Raw genomic sequence first — 20,490 nt, forward strand, 5'->3', positions numbered from 1 at the left:
GTCACGGTCCCGGCGCTCTCGGTGGTCATCGCCGAGGACCCGCTCGCCCCCGAGAGCGCGGCCCGTGGCCTGCTGGCGATGCTGCCCGCCGCCCGGACGAGCCTCGAGGTGGAGCCGGAGGCGCTCGGCCACAACACGTGGGCGCGCAAGCCCGCCGAGGTGGTCACCCGGGTGCTGGCGTGGATGGACCGGGAGGTGGCGCTCAGCCCGTCACGGGACGACGACGAGGGAGCCGACGCCTGAAGAACTCGTAGGTGAGGACCGCTTTCCGGGCCTCCTGCGAGTTGTCCGCGGCGCCGGCGTGCCCGCCCTCGACGTTCTCGTAGTACGCGACCTCGTGCCCGGCGGCCTCGAGTGCGGCCGTCATCTTGCGGGCGTGCCCCGGGTGCACGCGGTCGTCCCGCGTCGAGGTGGTCATGAGCACCGGGGGGTAGGGACGATCCGAGGCGGGTTCGACGTGCTGGTACGGCGAGTACGCGCCCAGGAAGTCGTCCCAGTCCGCGGAGTCGGGGTCGCCGTACTCGGCCATCCACGACGCGCCGGCCAACAGCAGGTGGTAGCGCCGCATGTCCAGCAGCGGGACCGCGATCGCGATCGCGCCGAACAGTTCCGGATAACGCGTGAGCATGACGCCCATGAGCAGCCCCCCGTTGGACCCGCCGGTCGCGCCGAGCTGATCGCGGGTGGTCACCCCTGTGGAGACGAGGGCCCGGGCCACGGCCGCGAAGTCCTCGAACGCGCGGGGGCGGTTCTCGCGGACGGCGGCCTTGTGCCAGGCGGGCCCGTACTCGCCCCCGCCGCGGATCCCCGCGACCACGTAGACGCCGCCCCCGGCGAGCCAGAGCGTCCCACGCAGCGCCGCGTACGACGGCCGCATGGACACCTCGAAGCCGCCGTATCCGTAGAGGATGGTCGGCCTCGGCCCGTCGGGGCCGGGGCCGCGCATCACGGTGTAGGGCACGCGGGTGCCGTCGTCGCTGACCGCTGTGTGCCGGGTGACCTCGATGCCGGTGGTGTCGAACCGGTCGGGGGTGGACCCGAGCGTCGTGGTGGAGCCGTCCGCGCGCAGCAGCACCAGCGACGGCGGCACGATCGGCCCGGACACCGCGAGGACGGCGTCGTCGGGGTGTGGGCGCTCGTCGTCGTCGTCCATTCCGCCGCCTGCGTCGGCGCCGGACAGGCGGTCGCAGGACAGCACGTCCACCGACACGTGGTCCGGTAAGCCCTCGACGGGGCGGGGCTCCCAGGCCCCGTCCGCGGCGTCGGGGATCGTGTACGCCTCGAGGCGGGACTCGGTGTCGTCGAGGATCGTCAGCAGGATCCGGCCCCGGCCCCAGGTCACGTCCTCGACCGTGGTGGAGGGGGTGGGGGAGAACAGGACGACGGGCTCGGGCAACCGCGAGGGGTCGGCGTCGATCGCGGCCCACGGCAGCACGAGGACCGACCCGCCGGCGTGGGTGCGTCCGGCGACCTCGAGATCGGTGCGCGGCCGCAGCAGCAGCCAGTCCCCGCACGACTCCACGCGGCAGTCCTCGGGGACCGGGAGTCGGTGGGGTGCGGTGGTCGAGGGATCGACCCCCGGGGACCAGAACCACTCCTCGGAGGTGTGGAAGTCGGGGGCACGGCTGGTCGTGTAGCGGCCCGAGGTGAGGTCGTACGCGGCGCCCACCGCCACGTCCTCCGATCGTCCGGAGAAGATCACCGGCGCGCTGAGCGGGTCGGTCCCGCGACGCCACAGCCGCGCCAGGCGGGGGTAGCCGGAGTCGGTGGCGTCCGACCCGCCGGGGTCCAGCGGCGAGGACAGCAGCAGGGTGTCCCGGTCCACCCAGGACACCGAGCTCTTGGCCTCGGACAGCCGGAACCCGCCCTCGGACTCCGGGACGAATCGGCGGGCGGTCAGATCGAACTCGCGGACCTCCACCGCGTCCGCGCCCCCGCGGGAGAGCCGGACGAGCGCCCTGTCGTCCGCGGGGCGCCGGACCACGGTGCCCGAGTAGACCCAGTTGACCCCCTCCTCGGCGGCCAGGGCGTCCACGTCCACCAGGGTCTCCCAGGCCGGGTGGTCGACGCCCGGGGCACCACGCGAGAGCACGGACCACGGCACCCGTCGCCACAGACCGCGGGGATGGTCGGCGTCCCGCCAGAGGGTGTAGGCGTGGCGGCCGCGCAGGACCGGCCACGCGATGCGGTCCGAGGCGTCGAGGATCTCCAGGGCGCGGGCGTACGCCGTCTCGGCCTCCGGCCCGGAGGCGAGATCCGCCACGGTTCGGTCGCTCCGGTCCCGGACCCACTCGAGGGCCCCGGCGGAGTCGACGTCCTCGAGATGCAGGAACGGATCGGGCGACGCGGATGAGTTCATGCCCCGATGATGCCGTGTGCGGCCCGTCGGCAACTGAACCGGTGTAAGAAATCCACAGGCTCTTGTTACCGGGCCGTAGCGTCAGTACCATCAACGCCATGCAGGGGTCGCCTGACCCGGCCATTCTCGAAATCCTCGGGAATGCACTCGATAAACGGAGATACACAATGGGTTCCCTCACCGACATCCTCAGCACCGGCTCGGGCGAGTCCGGTTCGCTCAGCGGCGGCAGCGCCACCGGCAACATCACCGACATGATCGCCGAGACCGTCGGCGACATCGTCGCCTCGGCTCTCAAGTCGGTCCTGGGCAACCTGTCCTGAGCTCGCCCCACTCGGGCACCGTCGCCGCCCCTCCCCCCGGGAGGAGGCGGCGACGCTCATTTCGGGTGGGGTTCCACGCCGCTCCGCCGCTCGGCGGCCGTCGGGAGCGCTACCCTGTGTGTCGTGGCTGACACTCATTACGACCTCATCGTCCTCGGCGCGGGCCCCGGTGGCTACGTCGCCGCGATCCGCGCCTCGCAGCTCGGCCTCAAGGTGGCCGTGATCGAGGAGAAATACTGGGGCGGTGTGTGCCTCAACGTCGGGTGCATCCCCTCGAAGGCGCTGCTGCGCAACGCCGAGCTGGCCAACACGGTGCTGCGTGACGCCAAGACGTTCGGGATCTCCGGGGACGTCTCCTTCGACTACGGGGTGGCCCACGACCGCAGCCGCAAGGTCTCGGACAACATCGTCAAGGGTGTCCACTTCCTCATGAAGAAGAACAAGATCACCGAGATCGACGGCTTCGGCACCTTCACCGACGACAAGACGATCGAGGTCGACGGCACCTCGTACACGTTCGACAACTGCATCATCGCCACCGGTTCCGTGGTCAAGACGCTGCCCGGGATCGAGCTGAGCGAGAACGTGGTGGACTACGAGGACCAGATCCTCTCCCGCGAGCTCCCGGATTCCATCGTGATCGTCGGCGCCGGGGCCATCGGCATGGAGTTCGCCTACGTCATGTCCAACTACGGCGTCGAGGTGACGATCGTCGAGTTCATGGACCGTCTCCTGCCGAACGAGGACGAGGAGGTCTCCAAGGAGATCGCCAAGCACTACAAGAAGCTCGGCGTCAAGGTCCTGACCGGGCACAAGACCACCAAGGTCACCGACAACGGCGACTCGGTGGAGGTGGAGGTCGAGAAGAACGGTGAGGAGGGCAAGTCCCAGACCCTGACCGTGGACAAGGTGCTGATGGCCGTGGGGTTCGCGCCCCGGGTGGAGGGCTACGGCCTGGACAAGACCGGTGTCGAGCTCACCGACCGCGGCGCCATCGCCATCGACGACAACATGCGGACCAACGTCAAGGGCATCTACGCCCTCGGCGACGTCACCGCCAAGCTGCAGCTGGCCCACGTGGCCGAGGCGCAGGGAGTCGTGGCCGCCGAGACCATGGCCGGCGCCCAGACGCAGACCCTGGGTGACTACCGGATGATGCCGCGCGCGACGTTCTGCCAGCCGCAGGTGGCCTCGTTCGGGCTGACCGAGGCCCAGGCCCGCGACGAGGGCTACGACGTCAAGGTGGGCAAGTTCCCGTTCTCCGCCAACGGCAAGGCGCACGGGCTCGGCCACGCGGTCGGGTTCGTCAAGGTCGTGGCCGACGGGGCGCACGGCGAACTGCTCGGTGCCCACCTCATCGGCCCCGACGTCTCCGAGCTGCTGCCCGAGTTGACCCTGGCGCAGATGTGGGACCTCACCGCCGAGGACGTGGCGCGCAACGTGCACACCCACCCGACCCTGTCGGAGGCCATGAAGGAGGCCGTCGAGGGCGTCAGCGGCCACATGATCAACCTGTAGGGGGCGCCGGCCGGCCGGCCCTGTCGGGTGCCGGGCCCGCCCCTCACCGGGCTCCCGGGCCCGCCCCTCACCGGGCAACGGTCAACGACAAGAGCGTTCCGCGCACCGCCTCTCGGGCGACGTGCGCGGAACGCTCTTCTCGATGGCTGGGGCGCCGGCGACGGTCGAGCGGCTTACTCGGCCACCACGATCTTGGCCATCTGCGCCTCGTAGATGGCGTCCAGGGCGCCGGCCGCGGAGGGCAGGACCGGGTCCGCCTCCGGGTTGTTGCCGCGGGCCGCGTACTCGACGCTCACGGTGGTGTCACGGGTGAAGCCGTGGATCGCGATGGCCCGGCTCAGTGAGCGGGTGCCGTCCGGCCGGGTGGTGATGAAGTCGCTGGTGACCCGGAAGCCCTCGGCGCCCTCGATGGCCGGGGCGTCACCCACGGTCATGACGAGCTCGACGTCGGGGTTGGTGGAGCTCCGCGAGGTGGTGCAGGCCTCGTACAGGGAGCGGTCCATGAAATCGTCGAGCTTCTGACCCACCATGCCGATCCCGAAACGATGCTCGGTGTCGTCCTCCTGCGACTGCTTGTACCGCACCGCTGCGGTCAGCCCGTCGGTGGTCGCGAAGTTGGAGACGGTCTCGAGGCGGGAGACCCTGTCGCACGCCGGGTCCTCCATGAGCTGCTTGCCCTGGTCGGCGACGAGCTTGTCGACCGCCTCCTGGAGGAGATCCGGCTCGATCACCTGCACCACACCGCCACCGGGGGCCTCGCCCTCGGCCAGGACCAGCTGGTCGAGAGGCGCCTCGGGTGCGGACTCGTCGACGGTCTCGGCGGTCTGGGTGTCGCCCGGGGCGTCACCGTTCCCGGAGTCGTCGGAGTCCGACGTGCAGGCCGTGAGTGCGGCCGCGGTGACCAGTGCGAGGCCGGCGATCGCGACACGGCGGGGATTGCGGGTGCGAAGTCGCATCTCTCTCCTTCTAGTCCAGAGTCACCGACCATAGTGCCACCGGGCACCCGGTGACAGTGCATTCCGCCCCGAGTCGAGGCCGGGTGGACCCCGCATCCCTCCCGCACGTAGGCCGGATGGCACCCACATTCCCTGCCCGCCGGGCGTGAGATGGGCCGCACGGGGGGAGGTGAGGGGTTCGATACGGCGTCCGGGTGTCTACCCTTGATGCGTCACCGGACGAGCCCGATCGGCCCACCGACCCGGAAGCAGGATTCGACATGGACCATGACGGCATAGATGCCGTGCTCTTCGACCTCGACGGGGTCATCACCCCGACGGCCGAGAAGCACATGCAGGCGTGGAACCGGATGTTCTCCGCGTACTTCGCCGACCGCGGGATCGACCCCTACTCGGACGAGGACTACTTCCGCTACATAGACGGCAAACCGCGGGTGGAGGGGATCGCGTCGATGCTCGCCGCGCGCGGCCTCACGCTGCCCGATGGCGTCGAGGGCGAGGGCGACGACGACGAGGGGTCAGCCGAGGCGGACACGATCACCGGGCTGGGGCTGCGCAAGAACATCGTCTTCCGTCAGCTGCTCGACGAGGGGATCGAGGCCTACCCGGGGTCGGTCGCCTACCTCGACGCCCTCGACGCCGCCGGGATCGCGTCCTGCGTGGTCTCCAGCTCCAAGAACGCGGGCCCCGTGCTCGAGGCGGCGGGGCTGCGGGACCGCTTCGAGGTCGTCGTCGACGGGCTGGTGGCGCAGGCCGAGGGCATCCCGGGCAAGCCCCGGCCCGACACGTACCTGCGGGGGGCCGAACTGCTGGGCGTGCCCGCGGACCGCTGCGTGGTGATCGAGGACGCCGTCTCGGGCGTGCAGGCCGGTGCCGCCGGCGGGTTCGCCCACGTCGTCGGCGTGGACCGCGGCGCGGGCCGCGACGTCCTGCTCCGGGAGGGTGCCGACATCGTCGTCGTCGACCTGGCCGAACTGATCCCCGGGCTGACGGGGGCGCGGTCATGACACCCGTCCCCCCCGGGCGCGGCCCGGTCCACGACACGATCGGCCAGTCCGTCCCCGGCAACATCCGGACCACCTACGGCGTCAACCTCCGGAGCCACCTCGAGGTGCCGGAGATCAACCGCTCCACGCACCCCGCGGACCCGTGGCGCTGGGTGGAGACAAACCCCAAGGCCTCCCCGCTCGGGGTCTCCGAGACGCAGTTCGCCGTGGCCAACGGCTACCTGGGCATGCGCGGCAACCCCGAGGAGGGTCGCGACTCGGTCCACCACGGCACCTTCGTCAACGGCTTCCACGAGACCTGGCACATCCAGCACGCCGAGGACGCCTACGGGCTCGCGCGCGAGGGCCAGACGATGATCCAGGCCCCGGACACCAAGACGATCCGCATTTATGTGGACGACGAGCCGCTCCGCCTGTCCGTGGCCGACCTCGAGCACTACGAGCGCAGCATCGACTTCCGCGACGGTGTCCTGCGCCGCGAGGTCGTGTGGCGCACCCCCGCCGGCAAGAAGGTCGTCATCCGCTCCAGCCGGATGGTGTCGATGGTGGAGAAGCACCTCGCGGTGATGACCTACGAGATCGAACTCCCCGACGAGCCCGCGCCCGTCGTGATCTCCTCGCAGGTCCTCAACAGGCAGGACGGGGAGAACGAGTACAGCTCCTCGGAGGGTGCCCCGGCACAGGGTTTCGACCCCCGTCGCGCGGAGGGGCTCGAGCACCGCGTGCTCGACCCCCAGGTCACCGAGGATCAGGGCGGTTACCACGTGCACGGCTACCGGTGCGCCAACTCGGGGATGACGATCGCCGTCGCCGTGGACCACATCTTCGAGACCGAGGACGACGTGGCCATGAGCCACGAGATCGACGACGACTCGTCCAAGGTCGTCTACCACGCCCACGCCACCCCGGGGCGAGTGCTCAAGTTGACCAAGCTGGCGGCGTACCACACCTCCGAGGTCGTCCCCGCCCGCGAACTGGCCGACCGGTGCTCGCGCACCCTGGGCCGGGCCCGCGTGCGCGGGGTCGAGGACCTGCACCGCACCCAGCGGGACTGGTACGACCACTTCTGGGACCGCGCCGACGTCGAGGTGGAAGGGCCTGCGGAGACGCAGCAGGCCATCCGCTTCAATCTGTTCCAGCTGGCGCAGGCGTCCGCCCGGGCCGAGTACAACGGCATCGCCGCCAAGGGTGTCACGGGCAGCGGCTACTCCGGCCACTACTTCTGGGACACCGAGACCTACGTCCTGCCGTTCCTCACCTACACCGTGCCGCGGTTCGCCCGGAACGCCCTGCGCTTCCGCTACAACATGCTCGACAAGGCACGCGACCGGGCCAAGTACCTGTCGGTCAAGGGCGCCCTCTATCCGTGGCGGACCATCAACGGCGAGGAGGCGTCGGCGTACTACGAGGCCGGTACCGCGCAGTACCACATCAACGCCGACATCGCGCACGCCCTGGTCAAGTACCTGTGGGCCACCGACGACCAGGAGTTCATGATCCGCGAGGGCGTGGACATGCTGGTCGAGACCGCACGGATGTGGGTCTCGCTCGGGTTCTTCGCCGACGACGGCTGCTTCAACATCCACGGCGTCACCGGGCCCGACGAGTACACCACCGTGGTGGACAACAACCTGTTCACCAACGCCATGGCGAGGTTCAACCTGGTGGCCGCCGCGATCGCGTGCAAGCGGATCGCCGAGCTGGGTGACGGCCGGTGGGCGGGGATCTGCCGGCGCCTGAAGATCGACGACGGCGAGATCGCGGAATGGCGGCGCGCCGCCGAGAGCATGGTGATCGCCTATGACGAGGAACTGGGCGTGCACCCGCAGGACCAGGACTTCCTCGCCAAGGAGGTCTGGGACCAGGATCTCGAGGACCCGCGCCGACCGCTGCTGCTGCACTTCCACCCGCTGGTGATCTACCGGCACCAGGTGCTCAAGCAGGCCGACGTGGTGCTGGCGATGTTCCTGCGCGGCGACGAGTTCTCCGAAGCGGAGAAGCGCGCGAACTTCGAGTACTACGACCCGCTCACCACCGGTGACTCGACGCTGTCCGCGGTGGTGCAGTCGATCATCGCCGCCGAGATCGGGTACTGCGACGAGGCGTTCGAACACTTCCAGAAGGCGCTCGTCGTGGACCTGGCCGATGTGCACGGCAACGCCACCGACGGTATCCACGTGGCCTCCACCGGAGGGGTCTGGTCCGCGCTCGTGAGCGGGTTCGGCGGGATGCGCGACTACCGGGGCGACATCTCGTTCGACCCCCGGGTGCCCGCGGAGTGGGGCGCGGTGACGTTCCGGCTGACCGTGCGCGGGACGCACGTGCGGGTCCGGTGCACCCACACGGAGATCACGATCGACAACCTCAACGGCGCGGACTTCGAGTGCACGGTGCAGGGGCAGCCGGTGACCGTACCCGCCGGCCAGACCCTCACGCTGGGGCTGGATGAGCGGGCCCGCGTCTGCCTGTCCCGCGCCGAGCTCGCCGCGGTAGAGCGCTGAGGGGCGGGCACCGAGGGGTGTGAGCCCTCGGCGCCCGCTCGGCCCGCCCCTCCCGCCCGCGAGATGCGCGTCCTCTTCGTCCTGCGCGCCCGGAACGCTCGCACGCTGGGCGGTCGCGCCGGTGGAATGGACCACAGGGGCCGCGCAAGTCTGCCCGGCGCCGGGAGATCGGGGGCCGGGGCACCGAGGGTCAGGCGGCGAATCGGCAGGTGCGCTGGGCGTACGCCGCACGAACCTGCTGTAGCAAGTCGCCTCGTTGGTGGCGGAAGATCCTGTGGTCCACGACGATCACGATCCAGCCGGCGGCCTGGAGACGGTTCCTGCGGTACCGGTCCTTCGATTGCTGTTCCGGGTGCTCGTGGTGCGCGCCGTCGTACTCCACCGCGATCTTGTGAATGGGATCAGCGAGATCGAGGCGGTATCCGCCCACCTCGACCTGCGGCACGAACCCCGTGAAGCCAGCGTCTCGGAGGAACAACCTCGCTTCGGTCTCCTTGGGGGACTCACTGCGACGATCGGCGTCCGCGAGCACCCGTCGTGCTCGTGCGACGCCCCAGGCGCCGACCTGGCCGTCGACCACGTCGCGGAGCTCGCGCTCGGAGAACCCGTGCCGGTAGAAGTGCTCCACCGCGATGACTCCACCGAGGTGGTCGGTGAACCGGGCCAAGTCGAAGGCCGTCCATCGCCGACTCGTGACGGCGACGCCCCGCTTGTGCTCCACGGCCGAGGCGGGCAACCGGTATCGACGAATCCGCAGGCCCGAACGCGTTCTTCCGCTGGGGCCGACGCACAACTCCGGGATGGCGTCGTCAGGGGCGGCGATCCCGTGGAGGACCGCCGCCGACCATCCGGTGAGGACGCCGCTCGGGTACAGCCGCGAGTAGGCCACTGACAAGGTCTCGAAGCCGAGCGGAAGACCAGCCGGCAGCCAGAGTTCGTCCGCGATCTTGACGAACTCGCGCTCTCGTCGTCGACGGGGGAGGGCGGCGAGCTCGCTGCTGAGCCGGGCGGACGAGAGGACGGGGTGCTGTGGGCCCGGGTGGTGGCGCGTCATGCCGAGGATGATCCTCGGCGGGAACGAGGGGGTCCGGTGTTCACGCGGGGATTCCGGCCGCCCTGTGGAGGGGGGACGATTGTGGACGACCGGAGCGCACGGAGGACCCGGTGGGCTCCCGGAGGAGCCGATGGGCTGGTCGTCCGAACATGGGGACGACAGGTGCGCGGCGGGAATGGACCAGAGGGGGCGCGCACGTGGCGGATGGGCGAGCAGAGGGGGCGCGGAACTCGGAAGGGGGCGAGCAAAGGGGACGCGCAACCCGGAGGGGCTGGGCAGGTGGGTCAGCGGGGGCGGTCGGGCTGGATGCGCAGGGCCCGGAGGGACGTGGCCAGGCCGTCGTACTGCGCCACCAACTGCACCAGACCCACCAGCTCGGCCTCGGTCAGGTGGGCCGCCACCTCCGCCCACGTGTCGTCCGCGATGTCCTTGGTCCGCACCAGCTCGTCGACCGCGGTCAACACCGCGCGCAGCCGGTCCGACCAGCCGGCGTCCGCGGGGTCGTGCAGGGTGCGGGTGATCTCGTCGTCGTCGAGCCCCACCCGCGCGCCGATCCGCTCGTGGTGGGCCCGCTCGTAGGCGCTGTCCCGCAGGTGGGCCACGCGCAGGATCACCAGCTCGGTGGTCCGGCGGTCGAGGACCCCGAACGGCATCATCATCCCGGAATAGGCCAACCACGCGGGGAAGAGCCGGCGGGCACGTCCGAGCGTGGCGAACAGATGGACGTCGCGGCTGCCGGTCACGCGGGCGCCCACGCGGTTGACGGCCCAGCCCACCGGTCCGAGTTCACGGAACCCGCCGGGACGGATGCGGGGCCGGGCCGGGTCCCGGGGATGGCTGTCGGTGCTGTGCGGCTGGCTCATGGCCGTCAGGGTAGGGCAGGGGAGGCGGCCGGCGAGTGGGGTTCGTCGAGCAGATAGGGCGAGAGCGACGAGCGGTGCGCGTCCACCTTGAGGGTGCGGTTCAGCGGCGGGAAGGCACGTTGGGGACAGGCGGGCCGCTCGCACATGCGACACCCGGACCCGATCTTGGTGGCGGCGTCGGCGTCGGCGAGGTCGAGTCCCTGCGCGTAGACGGTGCGGTGGGCGTGCCGGGCCTCGCAGCCCAGACCGATCGCGAACGTCTTGCGGGGTTGCCCGAATCGCATGGGCCGGGTGGTGACGGTGCGCGAGACCCACAGGTGCAGACGCCCGTCCGGCAGCTCCGCGACCTGGCGCATGATCTTGCCCGGGAAGGAGAAGGTCTCGTAGACGTTCCACAGCGGGCAGGTGCCACCCGAGGTGGTGAAGTGGACACCGGAGGCCGACTGCCGCTTGGACATGTTCCCCGCGCGGTCGACGCGCACGAAGCTGAAGGGCACCCCGGAGGCTCCCGGGCGCTGGAGGGTGGAGAGGCGGTGGCACACGGTCTCGTAGCCCGTCGCGTAGAAGGTCATCAGGCGTTCCACGTCGTAGCGGAAGTCCTCGGCGGTGTCGAGGAAGCGCTGGTAGGGCATGAGCACGGCCGCGGCGAAGTAGTTGGCCAGCCCGCGCTGGGCCAGGGCGCCGGCGGCGGGGGAGCTGAAGGTGCCGTCGGCCACGAGCTGGTCGAGCAGCTCGCGGTGTTCGAGGAACGCGAGCTCGGACGCCACCCGGAAGGCCTGCTGTCCTCCGGTCAGGTGCGCCGACAGGTCCAACCGGCGGTCCCGGGCGGAGAAGCGGTGCCACAACCCGTCGGGCAGGTCCACGCGGCGCACCACCCGGACGCCGTGGATCTCGGCGAGCCGGTTCTCGAGCTCGGCCCGGACGTCGCCGCGGTTCATGCGGATCCGGGTGGTGAGTTCCTCGGCCGCGGTGTCCAGGGAGTCGATGTAGTTCTGGCGTTGGTAGAAGTAGTCGCGCACCTCCTCGTGCGGCATGGCCAGGGCGAAGTTGTCCGCCTCGTCGGACAGGGCGTTGCGGCTCTCGGTGAGGGCCGCGAGGAGGTCCGCGGAGTTGCGGTACCGCTGGTTCAATACCGCGAAGGCGCGTGCCAGCGACGGGTGGGCACGGACCAGGTCGATCACGTCGCCCGCGGGGATCCCGGTGGACACCTGGGGGTCGGACAGGGCCTCGGTGAGCTCCGCGATCAACCGCGTGTCGGCGTCGGAGGCGAAGAAGGTCGAGTCGACCCCGTACTCCTCGGACAGTCGGGCCAGCACCCGGGAGGTGACCGGGCGCGTGTCCTTCTCGAGCTGGTTCAGGTAGCTGGCCGAGAGCCCGAGCGTCTCGGCGAAGGCGGCCTGGGTGAGACCGTGCTCCTCGCGCAGGCGGCGCAGGCGAGCACCCATGTGGATGGTGGTCATCAGCGGCTCCCGCGGGTCGGTGGTGTGCCCCACATTCTTCGCAAAGTTCGCAAGCAATGCAAGGAAACTCGCCAGATTCGCACAATTCCCAGGTAGACGGGCTGCGATGCGTGTGGCATCCTTTCCAGGTACAGGACGCCGCGCTCGCAATTGTGCGAAGCAGGGTCCGCCCCCGAGACAGAAAAGAGTCGCGATGTCGAACGTCGGCAAGGCACGTACCGCTGCAGAGATCCAGCAGGACTGGGACACCAACCCCCGCTGGAAGGGCATCACCCGCAACTACACCGCCGAGCAGGTGGCGGAGCTGCAGGGCACCGTCGTCGAGGAGCACACCCTCGCCCGCCGTGGCGCGGAGATCCTCTGGGACAAGGTCAACAACAAGGACTTCGTCAACTCCCTCGGCGCGCTGACCGGCAACCAGGCCGTCCAGCAGATCCGTGCCGGCCTCGAGGCCGTGTACCTCTCCGGCTGGCAGGTCGCCGGCGACGCCAACCTCTCGGGCCACACCTACCCGGACCAGTCGCTGTACCCGGCCAACTCGGTCCCGACCGTCGTGCGCCGCATCAACAACGCGCTGCTGCGCGCCGACGAGATCGCCCGCATCGAGGGTGACACCTCGGTGGAGAACTGGCTCGCCCCGATCGTCGCGGACGCCGAGGCCGGCTTCGGTGGCGCCCTCAACGCCTACGAGCTGCAGAAGGCCATGATCGCGGCCGGCGCCGCCGGTGTGCACTGGGAGGACCAGCTCGCGTCGGAGAAGAAGTGCGGCCACCTCGGTGGCAAGGTGCTCATCCCGACCAACCAGCACATCCGCACGCTGACCTCGGCCCGTCTCGCGGCCGACGTCGCGAACGTCCCGTCGGTCATCATCGCGCGCACCGACGCCGAGGCCGCCACGCTCATCACCTCCGATGTCGACGAGCGTGACCGCCCGTTCATCACCGGTGAGCGCACCGCCGAGGGCTTCTACAACGTCAAGAACGGCATCGAGCCCTGCATCGAGCGCGCCAAGGCCTACGCCCCGTACTCCGACCTCATCTGGATGGAGACCGGCACCCCGGACCTCGAGTACGCCAAGCAGTTCGCCGAGGCCGTCAAGTCCGAGTTCCCGGACCAGCTCCTGGCCTACAACTGCTCGCCCTCCTTCAACTGGAAGGCGAACCTGGACGACGACACGATCGCCAAGTTCCAGAAGGAGCTCGGCGCGATGGGCTTCAAGTTCCAGTTCATCACCCTGGCCGGCTTCCACTCGCTCAACTACGGCATGTTCGACCTGGCCTACGGCTACGCCCGTAACCAGATGAGCGCGTTCGTCGAGCTGCAGGAGCGCGAGTTCAAGGCCGCCGAGGAGCGTGGCTTCACCGCCGTCAAGCACCAGCGCGAGGTCGGCGCCGGCTACTTCGACCGCATCGCCACCACGGTCGACCCCAACACGTCCACCGCGGCGCTGAAGGGCTCCACCGAGGAGGGTCAGTTCCACTGACCCCCCGGGTCGCCCTCGAGTAGGGCGGCCAGCACGCTGGCACCACCACACACCGGGGGCCGCGGCCGTCTCCTCGAGGCGGCCCCGGCCCCCGGTCGTGTCTCACGCACTCCCGGGCCGATGCCCGGGCCGACCATCCGGTTCGAAGAAGGACGTGTCGCACATGCCCACCACCCGCGAGGTAGCCCCGGGACAGGGGTCGATCACCCGCGTGGGAGTGGTCGGTGCCGGCCAGATGGGGGCGGGGATCGCCGAGGTCTGCGCCCGCGCCCACGTCGACGTCCTGGTGTGGGAGTCCACCCGGGAGCTCGCCGCCGCGGGCCGCTCCCGCATCCTCTCCTCTCTCGACAGGGGGGTCTCCTCCGGGAAGATCACCCGGCGCGAGCGCGACCAGGCAGCCCTGCGGCTGCGGTTCACCACCGACCTCGGGGACTTCGCCGATCGCCAGTTGGTGATCGAGGCGATCGTCGAGGACGAGGCGGCCAAGACGGCCGTGTTCCGTGAACTCGACGAGGTGGTCACCGATCCGGAGGCGGTCCTTGCCTCGAACACCTCCTCCATCCCGATCATGAAGCTCGGCACGGGTACCGCGCGGCCCCGGCGCGTGATCGGCATGCACTTCTTCAACCCCGTCCCCGTGCTCCCGCTGGTCGAGCTGGTGAGCACGCTGGAGACGGGGGAGTCCGTCCGTGATCGCGCCGAGGGGTTCGCGGAACAGGTCCTGGGCAAGCAGGTGGTGCACTCCGCGGACCGGTCCGGAGCCGTGGTCAACGCGCTCCTCGTGCCCTTCCTGCTCTCGGCGATCAGGATGGCGGAGAGCGGCTTCGCCACCCCGGAGGACATCGACAAGGCCATGGTGCTGGGGTGCGCCCACCCGATGGGCCCGCTCTCCCTGGCCGACCTCGTAGGTCTGGACACGGTCAAGGCGATCGCCGACTCGATGTACACCGAGTTCCGCGAGCCGCTGTACGCCCCGCCACCCCTGTTGCTGCGCATGGTCGAGGCCGGACGGCTGGGGAAGAAGAGTGGCCACGGTTTCTACCGCTACGACGTCCCCCGCGCCGCGACCCGAGCCGCCCGCTGACCGCCGTGGCCACCGAGCTCGAACGCTCGCACCTCGCCCTGAGCCGTGCGTCCAGCGTGCTGGGCTACCCGCGGATCGGCCCGCGCCGCGAGCTCAAACGCGCGCTCGAACGGTACTGGCACGGTGACGGCACCCGGTCCGAACTCCTGGCCGTGGGGCGCCGGATCCGGGAGTCGACCTGGCGGGAGCTCCGCGACACCGGGCTCACACAGATCCCGGGACACACCTTTTCCTTCTACGACCACGTCCTGGACGACGCCCTGCTGATCGGCGCCGTCCCGCACCGCTTCCGGGACCTGGTCCGTGACCTGTCCCCGCTGGACACGCAGTTCGCGCTCGCCCGCGGCCGTGCGGACGTGGCACCCCTGGAACTTGTCGCCCTGCAGGGCACCCCGTACCACTACCGCCAGCCCGAGTTCGAGGACTCCTCCGTGTTTGGCCTGCGTCCGGAGGAGCTGCTGGCGGAGGTCGCCCGCGCCCACGAGCTGGGGGTCGACCTCCGGCCCGTGATCACCGGACCGGTGTCGCTGCTGCTGCTGAGCAAGCCCGCACCCACCGCCGACCCCGGCTTCCGGCCCCTCGCGCTGCTCGACCGGGTGCTCGAACAGTACGAGGCGTTGCTCGAGGCGCTGGCGGGGGCGGGCGTGACCTGTGTGCAGTTCGACGAGCCCTGTATGACCATGGAGCGCACGCCGGCCGAGGTCGAGCGGGTCCGATGTGCCTACGACCGGCTGTCCGCGGCCCCCACCCGTCCGCGGATCCTGGTGACGGGGCAGTACGGGGACCTTGCCGGGGCGCTGCCCGCGCTCGCGTCCACGGGGGTCGAGGCGATCGGTCTCGATCTGGTGCACGGCTACCGGCCCGCGGACGAACTCGCGGCGATCCCGGGGCTGGCCGACAAACGGCTCTACGCCGGGGTGGTCGACGGCCAGAACGTCTGGCGCACGGACAAGTTCGAGGTCCTGGACTACTTGAAACAGCTCAAGGCCACCTTCACCGATCTGGTGGTCTCGACGTCCTGCACGCTGCTCCACGTGCCCTACGACGTCGGGGCCGAGGTGGACCTGCCCGCGGAACTCGAGGACGCGCTGGCCTTCGCGCGGCAGAAGGTCGCGGAGGTGGTGTCACTGGCCGACGCCCTGGTGGACGGGCCCACGCCGCGCTGGCGGCCGCTGCCGGTGCGGCCCAGTGCGCGCAGGGAGGACGTGCGGGCGAGGACGGCGTCGGTCGACGACGACGACAAGGTCCGCATGCCCTACGCGGAGCGGGCGCCCCTGCAGGCGGGGCGTCTGGGGCTGCCGATCCTCCCCACCGCGACCCTCGGTTCGTTCCCGCAGACGGTGCAGATCCGCCGGGCCCGCCGGGACCTGGCCGACGGCCGGATCGACTACGAGCGCTACCGCGGGTACCTGCGGGAGGAGATCGCCTCGGTGATCCGGCTGCAGGAGGACATCGGCCTGGACGTCCTCGTGCACGGCGAGGTCGAGCGCAACGACATGGTGCAGTACTTCGCGGAACTGCTCGACGGGTTCGCCGCGACCCGGTACGGGTGGGTGCAGTCCTACGGGTCCCGGTGCGTGCGCCCGCCCATCCTGTACGGGGACGTGGCCCGGCCCGCGCCCATGACGGTCGAGTGGACGGGGTACGCGCAGACCCTCACCGACCGGCCGGTCAAGGGGATGGTGACCGGGCCGGTGACGATGCTCGCCCGGTCCTTCTGTCGGACGGACCTCGCGCTGCCCGAGGTGGCCACCCAGCTGGCGCTGGTGATCCGCGACGAGGTGGCGGACCTGGAGGAGGCTGGGCTGGCGATCGTCCAGATCGACGAGCCGGCCATCCGCGAGCTGCTGCCGCGGCGGGGCGCGGACAGGCGGGCCTATCTCGAGTGGGCGGTGGCGACGTTCCGCCTGGCGTCGGCGGGTGCCCGGCCGGACACCCAGATCCACACGCACCTGAGCTACTCGTCGCTCCAGGTCATGAAGGAGGCGATCGAGGGGCTCGACGCGGACGTGACCGCGATCGTCGCGACCCGGTCGATCGACTGGGTCCTCGACGCCCTCACCGACCACACCCTCACGCGGCAGGTGGCCCCGGGTGTGTACGAGTCTCGATCCGGCTTCGTCCCGGACATCGATCTGCTGCACGAGAGGCTGCTCGAGGCCGTGGCGGCGGTGGGGGTGGACCGCCTCTGGGCGGTCCCGGACGGCGGGCTCAAGACCCGCTACACCTGGCAGTTGGAGCCGAGTCTGCGCAACCTGGTCACCGCGGCGCGACGAATCCGCCGGGCGGTTGCCCGCGGGACCTGAGGTTCCAATAGAATCGGGTCAAGCAACTCCCGGGCCGCCGCGTCCGGGATCGGTAGTAGACGAAAGAGGACGACATCATGGCCGGTCAGACCCTCGAGCACACTGGTGCTGCCATCGTCGAGGAGTACTACCCGAAGTACGCGACCGAGGTGGCGCCCACCTACCCGCTGTACTCGACCGAGATCTACGCCGGTTCGGCCATCATGCTGCTGGCGATGAGCATGCTGGGTCTGCCCATCACGGCGCTCGCCTTCTACACCGACGACATGGACGTCTCCCTCGGTCTGGTCGTGGCCGCGGTCGTGGCCACCGTCGTCGTCTTTGTCATCGGCCTCGCGGTGTGCATGATCGGGTTCCGCAAGTACGGGCGCAAGGACGCACATTGACGCTCGACCCGGTCGCCGCGGCGGGCGGTTCCGCCCTGGTCGCGGGTGACCCGGCGACCGACGCGGAGCGCAGGGCTGCGCTCCGCCGCATGAAGCTGGTCGCGACAGGGTTCCTGGTCGTGGCCGGGATCATCTTCCTCTTCGCGGAGTATTCGCTGTCCAACGGCGCCGGGGCGTGGGCCGGGTACGTGCGCGCGGCGTCCGAGGCGGGGATGATCGGTGGCCTCGCGGACTGGTTCGCGGTCACCGCGCTGTTCCGTCACCCGCTGAGGATCCCCATCCCCCACACGGCGCTGATCCGCAAGAAGAAGGACCAGCTGGGGACCTCGCTGGGCACCTTCGTCGGCGAGAACTTCCTCGATCCCGAGATGGTCAGCGAGAAGGTCCGCAGCGCCCGGATCCCCGCGCGGGCGGGCGAGTGGCTCCAGGAGGAGGACCACCGTGCGATCGCCTCCGACCAGGCGGCCAAGGCGATCCGGTCCGTCCTGGCGGTCCTGCGAGACGAGGACGCCACGGCGATCATCGAGCGGACCATCGTCGCCCGGATCGCGGAGCCGAAGTGGGGACCGCCCGCGGGCCGGATCCTGGCCGAGCTCCTCGAGGAGGGCCGCCACCTGCCTCTCCTCGACCTCATGGCCGACCGCACCCACGGGTGGGTCGAGGCCAACCCGGAGACCATCGACCGCTGGGTCCGCGAGAAGGCGCCCACCTGGGCGCCGCAGTTCGTCAACGAGCTGCTCTCCGACCGCGCCTACCGCGAGCTCCGCGAGTGGACCTGGCAGATCAAGGTGGACAAGCAGCACGCGGTCCGCCTTGCCCTGATCGGGTTCGTCGAGGACTTCGCCCGCGACCTCCAGCAGGACCCGGCCACGATGGACAAGCTCGAGATCTTCAAGGCGGAGGTGATGAACCGCGAGGAGGTCCGTCGGGCGGCGGCCTCCGCCTGGACGGCGGCCAAGCGGATGATCGTCGAGGCCACCGAGGACTCCTCCTCGACCCTCCGGGTGAAGATCGACGACCTCCTGCGCCGGCTGGCCGATCTTCTGGTCGACGACGAGAAGGTTCGGGCGCGCCTCGACGACTACATGACCCGCACCGCGACGTACGTGGCGGTGAATTATGCCGGCGAGGTGACCTCGATCATCGCCGATACCGTCGAGCGGTGGGACGCCGACGAGGCGTCCGACAAGATCGAGCTGCTCGCCGGAAAGGACCTGCAGTTCATCCGGATCAACGGCACGCTCGTCGGCGCCCTCGTCGGCGTGATCATCCATCAGTTCACCCTGCTCGTCTTCTGACCTGCTCATTCGACCTGCCCGTTCGTTGACGCGGCCCCTGAGGGGCCCGCCGCGAGCCTGTGACCCATCACACCGCTCCGACCGCTTGCTGCAGTTAGCACTCGTTGCTAGCGTTGTCCTCAGACGACGTGAGACGCACGGCGAGGGGAGGTGGACTCCATGGCCGAGAAACGTGGCCGGGAGACCGGCAGGAAGCCCGGGTCCACCGCCGCGCAGGCGGTCGAACCGACCGCCGCGACCCTCGCGCGGAGGGCCAAGCCGACCGGCGAGGTCCCCCGTCACGACGACGTCGCCCCACAGGGTGACGACGACAAGCGCATCTCCGAGTCGCAGGACATCGGGTCGTTCATCCGCGCACAGCGGGAGGCCGCCGAGGTGTCCATCCGGCAGCTCGCCGAGCGTGCCGGCGTCTCCAATCCGTATCTGAGTCAGATCGAGCGTGGGCTGCGCAAGCCGTCCGCTGAGGTGCTGGGTCAGATCGCACGAGGTCTGAGGTTGTCCGCCGAGGTGCTCTACGCCCGCGCCGGGATCCTCGAACTGAAGGAGGGCAGTCCGGTGAGGGACGCCATCCTCACCGCGCCCGACCTCACCGAGCGTCAGAGGGAGGTGCTCGTGGAGATCTACGAGTCGTTCCGAACGAACAACGCGACCGCCGCCGAACAGGTCGTCGACGTGCACTGAGCCCGTCCGACGGCGGCCCCGTGGGGCCACGTCACATCCCACCCCGCAACACCTGCATGACAACGATCAAGGAGCCGACATGAGCCAGAAGAAGCCCGTTTCCAAGAAGACCCCCGCCCAGGCCGCCGCCGCGCAGGCCGAGTCGCAGGCCAACCCCAAGGACACCGCGCCGAGCGGCCCGCTCGGTCAGGCGCTGTCCGCCGTGCGCACCCCGGTCTACGCCTACGTCGGCGTGAACGACCTCGCGGTCCAGGCCGTGTCCGGGCTGGTCTCGGACCTCCGTCGTCGCGCGGAGGAGGCCGTCACCGACGCCCAGACCAAGGTGAACGAGCGCGTGACCGACGTGCAGAACCGGGTGACCGAGCGCGTGGCGGACGTGCAGAACCGCGTCACCGAGGTCCCCGATCGCGTGCAGGCGCTGCCGGCCGAGGTGGAGGAGCTGGTCAACCGGTTCCGCCCCGAGGAGCTGCGGAAGGTCGCCGACGCCTACGTCGAGGTCGCGGCCGGGATCTACGGTGGGCTCGCCGCCCGTGGCGAGGACGTGGTGTCCCGCCTGCGTGAGGAGAACCCGCAGCTCGAGGCCGGCCTGGCCCGCGTCAACGAGCAGGTCGCCCGCGCCGCCGGCGCCATGGAGGAGCAGGTCGAGCTGGGCGAGGACGCGCTCGGCACGGTCGCCCGCCAGACCCGGTCGATCGGCGTGAAGGCCGCGGGCCGCGTGTCCAAGGCCGCCCGTCAGGCCGCCGAGGAGGCCGGTACCGCCGCCGACAAGGCCGCCGACAAGGTCGAGGACGCCGCGTACGCCGCCTCGGACGAGGTCCAGAGCGGTGCCGCGAAGGTCGAGGCCCAGGCGGCCCAGGCCAAGAAGGCGACCGCGAAGAAGGCCCCGGCCAAGAAGGCTCCCGCGAAGAAGGCCCCGGCGAAGAAGGCCCCGGCCAAGAGCGCCGCGAAGTCGACCACCGCCTCCAAGTCGACCCCGGCCGCCAAGACGGCGTCCACCTCGGCGACCAAGTCGACCTCCGGGTCGGCGTCGGGCTCGACCTCGGGTTCGGGCTCGACCTCCGGTTCGGGCTCGGCCAGCACGCCGTCGTCGTCCTCGACGACCTAGTCCTCGTCGTCGACCGACAAGTCGTCCGACTCCGGCAGCAAGTGAGTCACCGCGGCTGAGGCCGCAGTCAGCCGCCCCCGGCCCGCTCTCCCCGAGCGGGCCGGGG

Annotated in this window: 16 protein-coding genes and 1 pseudogene; 12 read left to right on the forward strand and 5 right to left on the reverse strand. The window is 70.4% G+C overall.

Annotated elements, in window-relative coordinates; all coding sequences use genetic code 11:
• Positions 1 to 243 (forward strand): annotated as a pseudogene (locus G6022_RS11515) (hypothetical protein); the annotation flags it as partial.
• On the opposite strand, the gene G6022_RS11520 reads toward G6022_RS11515, so the two are convergent.
• Positions 203 to 2,392 carry a prolyl oligopeptidase family serine peptidase gene (locus tag G6022_RS11520; RefSeq protein WP_277819495.1) on the reverse strand — a complete coding sequence of 730 codons (2,190 nt, stop codon included), beginning with the start codon at positions 2,390 to 2,392 and terminating at the stop codon, positions 203 to 205. The pseudogene G6022_RS11515 and the gene G6022_RS11520 sit on opposite strands and share 41 nt — an antisense overlap.
• A 134-nt stretch (positions 2,393 to 2,526) precedes the next feature.
• On the opposite strand from G6022_RS11520, the gene G6022_RS11525 reads away from it, so the two are divergent.
• Together G6022_RS11525 and lpdA are read left to right on the forward strand one after the other, a co-directional pair.
• Positions 2,527 to 2,682, forward strand: coding sequence for a hypothetical protein (locus G6022_RS11525; RefSeq protein ID WP_182639319.1), 156 nt, complete (start codon positions 2,527 to 2,529; stop codon positions 2,680 to 2,682).
• A gap of 123 nt (positions 2,683 to 2,805) precedes the next feature.
• Positions 2,806 to 4,200 (forward strand): dihydrolipoyl dehydrogenase, encoded by a 1,395-nt coding sequence (gene lpdA, locus G6022_RS11530; protein ID WP_182639320.1) that lies wholly within the window; start codon positions 2,806 to 2,808, stop codon positions 4,198 to 4,200.
• 173 nt (positions 4,201 to 4,373) lie between these two features.
• Here the strand turns inward: lpdA and G6022_RS11535 are convergent, their stop codons facing one another.
• Positions 4,374 to 5,156, reverse strand: coding sequence for a hypothetical protein (locus G6022_RS11535; RefSeq protein WP_182610936.1), 783 nt, complete (start codon positions 5,154 to 5,156; stop codon positions 4,374 to 4,376).
• A 260-nt stretch (positions 5,157 to 5,416) separates the two neighbouring features.
• On the opposite strand from G6022_RS11535, the gene G6022_RS11540 reads away from it, so the two are divergent.
• On the forward strand, positions 5,417 to 6,163 hold the full coding sequence (locus G6022_RS11540) for a beta-phosphoglucomutase family hydrolase (RefSeq protein WP_182691606.1): 747 nt from the start codon (positions 5,417 to 5,419) through the stop codon (positions 6,161 to 6,163).
• Complete coding sequence (locus G6022_RS17060; RefSeq protein ID WP_182691608.1) at positions 6,160 to 8,664, forward strand: glycoside hydrolase family 65 protein; 2,505 nt, start codon at positions 6,160 to 6,162, stop codon at positions 8,662 to 8,664. Before G6022_RS11540 ends, G6022_RS17060 begins: the two co-directional genes overlap by 4 nt.
• A 190-nt stretch (positions 8,665 to 8,854) precedes the next feature.
• Here G6022_RS17060 and G6022_RS11550 read toward each other — a convergent pair whose 3' ends face one another.
• The 3 genes from G6022_RS11550 to ramB form a co-directional block, all read right to left on the reverse strand.
• Positions 8,855 to 9,718 carry a DUF559 domain-containing protein gene (locus tag G6022_RS11550; RefSeq protein ID WP_187701089.1) on the reverse strand — a complete coding sequence of 288 codons (864 nt, stop codon included), beginning with the start codon at positions 9,716 to 9,718 and terminating at the stop codon, positions 8,855 to 8,857.
• Positions 9,719 to 10,002: 284 nt separating this feature from the next.
• The gene (locus G6022_RS11555; protein WP_182609728.1) at positions 10,003 to 10,581 is read right to left on the reverse strand and encodes a carboxymuconolactone decarboxylase family protein; all 579 of its coding nucleotides are present in this window, start codon (positions 10,579 to 10,581) and stop codon (positions 10,003 to 10,005) included.
• A 5-nt stretch (positions 10,582 to 10,586) separates the two neighbouring features.
• The gene (gene ramB, locus G6022_RS11560; protein ID WP_182639768.1) at positions 10,587 to 12,041 is read right to left on the reverse strand and encodes an acetate metabolism transcriptional regulator RamB; all 1,455 of its coding nucleotides are present in this window, start codon (positions 12,039 to 12,041) and stop codon (positions 10,587 to 10,589) included.
• Between the two features lie 193 nt (positions 12,042 to 12,234).
• Here ramB and aceA point away from each other — a divergent pair, with 193 nt between their 5' ends.
• The 7 genes from aceA (at position 12,235) to G6022_RS11595 (ending at position 20,384) form a co-directional block, all read left to right on the forward strand.
• Entirely contained in the window at positions 12,235 to 13,524 is a 1,290-nt protein-coding gene (aceA, locus tag G6022_RS11565; protein WP_182609726.1) for an isocitrate lyase, read from the forward strand.
• 163 nt (positions 13,525 to 13,687) lie between these two features.
• Complete coding sequence (locus G6022_RS11570) at positions 13,688 to 14,608, forward strand: 3-hydroxybutyryl-CoA dehydrogenase (protein WP_182639769.1); 921 nt, start codon at positions 13,688 to 13,690, stop codon at positions 14,606 to 14,608.
• 5 nt (positions 14,609 to 14,613) lie between these two features.
• Positions 14,614 to 16,914 carry a 5-methyltetrahydropteroyltriglutamate--homocysteine S-methyltransferase gene (metE, locus tag G6022_RS11575; protein WP_182639770.1) on the forward strand — a complete coding sequence of 767 codons (2,301 nt, stop codon included), beginning with the start codon at positions 14,614 to 14,616 and terminating at the stop codon, positions 16,912 to 16,914.
• 77 nt (positions 16,915 to 16,991) lie between these two features.
• Positions 16,992 to 17,300, forward strand: coding sequence for a hypothetical protein (locus G6022_RS11580; RefSeq protein ID WP_179523424.1), 309 nt, complete (start codon positions 16,992 to 16,994; stop codon positions 17,298 to 17,300).
• The gene (locus tag G6022_RS11585) at positions 17,297 to 18,598 is read left to right on the forward strand and encodes a DUF445 family protein (RefSeq protein WP_241731179.1); all 1,302 of its coding nucleotides are present in this window, start codon (positions 17,297 to 17,299) and stop codon (positions 18,596 to 18,598) included. The genes G6022_RS11580 and G6022_RS11585 overlap by 4 nt, the downstream gene beginning before the upstream one ends.
• Positions 18,599 to 18,757: 159 nt before the next feature.
• Positions 18,758 to 19,279 carry a helix-turn-helix transcriptional regulator gene (locus G6022_RS11590; protein WP_187700505.1) on the forward strand — a complete coding sequence of 174 codons (522 nt, stop codon included), beginning with the start codon at positions 18,758 to 18,760 and terminating at the stop codon, positions 19,277 to 19,279.
• Between the two features lie 79 nt (positions 19,280 to 19,358).
• Entirely contained in the window at positions 19,359 to 20,384 is a 1,026-nt protein-coding gene (locus G6022_RS11595; RefSeq protein ID WP_241731180.1) for a hypothetical protein, read from the forward strand.
• Positions 20,385 to 20,490: the final 106 nt, after the last annotated feature.

Source organism: Dietzia sp. Cai40 (assembly GCF_014145165.1).
Classification (GTDB): Bacteria; Actinomycetota; Actinomycetes; order Mycobacteriales; family Mycobacteriaceae; genus Dietzia; species Dietzia natronolimnaea.

Coding starts and splice junctions, on each gene's coding strand:
- G6022_RS11525 (WP_182639319.1), top strand. CDS start 2,527: ATGGGTTCCCTCACCGACATCCTCAGCACCGGCTCGGGCGAGTCCGGT.
- G6022_RS11535 (WP_182610936.1), bottom strand. CDS start 5,156: ATGCGACTTCGCACCCGCAATCCCCGCCGTGTCGCGATCGCCGGCCTC.
- G6022_RS11540 (WP_182691606.1), top strand. CDS start 5,417: ATGGACCATGACGGCATAGATGCCGTGCTCTTCGACCTCGACGGGGTC.
- G6022_RS17060 (WP_182691608.1), top strand. CDS start 6,160: ATGACACCCGTCCCCCCCGGGCGCGGCCCGGTCCACGACACGATCGGC.
- G6022_RS11550 (WP_187701089.1), bottom strand. CDS start 9,718: ATGACGCGCCACCACCCGGGCCCACAGCACCCCGTCCTCTCGTCCGCC.
- G6022_RS11555 (WP_182609728.1), bottom strand. CDS start 10,581: ATGAGCCAGCCGCACAGCACCGACAGCCATCCCCGGGACCCGGCCCGG.
- ramB (WP_182639768.1), bottom strand. CDS start 12,041: ATGACCACCATCCACATGGGTGCTCGCCTGCGCCGCCTGCGCGAGGAG.
- aceA (WP_182609726.1), top strand. CDS start 12,235: ATGTCGAACGTCGGCAAGGCACGTACCGCTGCAGAGATCCAGCAGGAC.
- G6022_RS11570 (WP_182639769.1), top strand. CDS start 13,688: ATGCCCACCACCCGCGAGGTAGCCCCGGGACAGGGGTCGATCACCCGC.
- G6022_RS11580 (WP_179523424.1), top strand. CDS start 16,992: ATGGCCGGTCAGACCCTCGAGCACACTGGTGCTGCCATCGTCGAGGAG.
- G6022_RS11590 (WP_187700505.1), top strand. CDS start 18,758: ATGGCCGAGAAACGTGGCCGGGAGACCGGCAGGAAGCCCGGGTCCACC.
- G6022_RS11595 (WP_241731180.1), top strand. CDS start 19,359: ATGAGCCAGAAGAAGCCCGTTTCCAAGAAGACCCCCGCCCAGGCCGCC.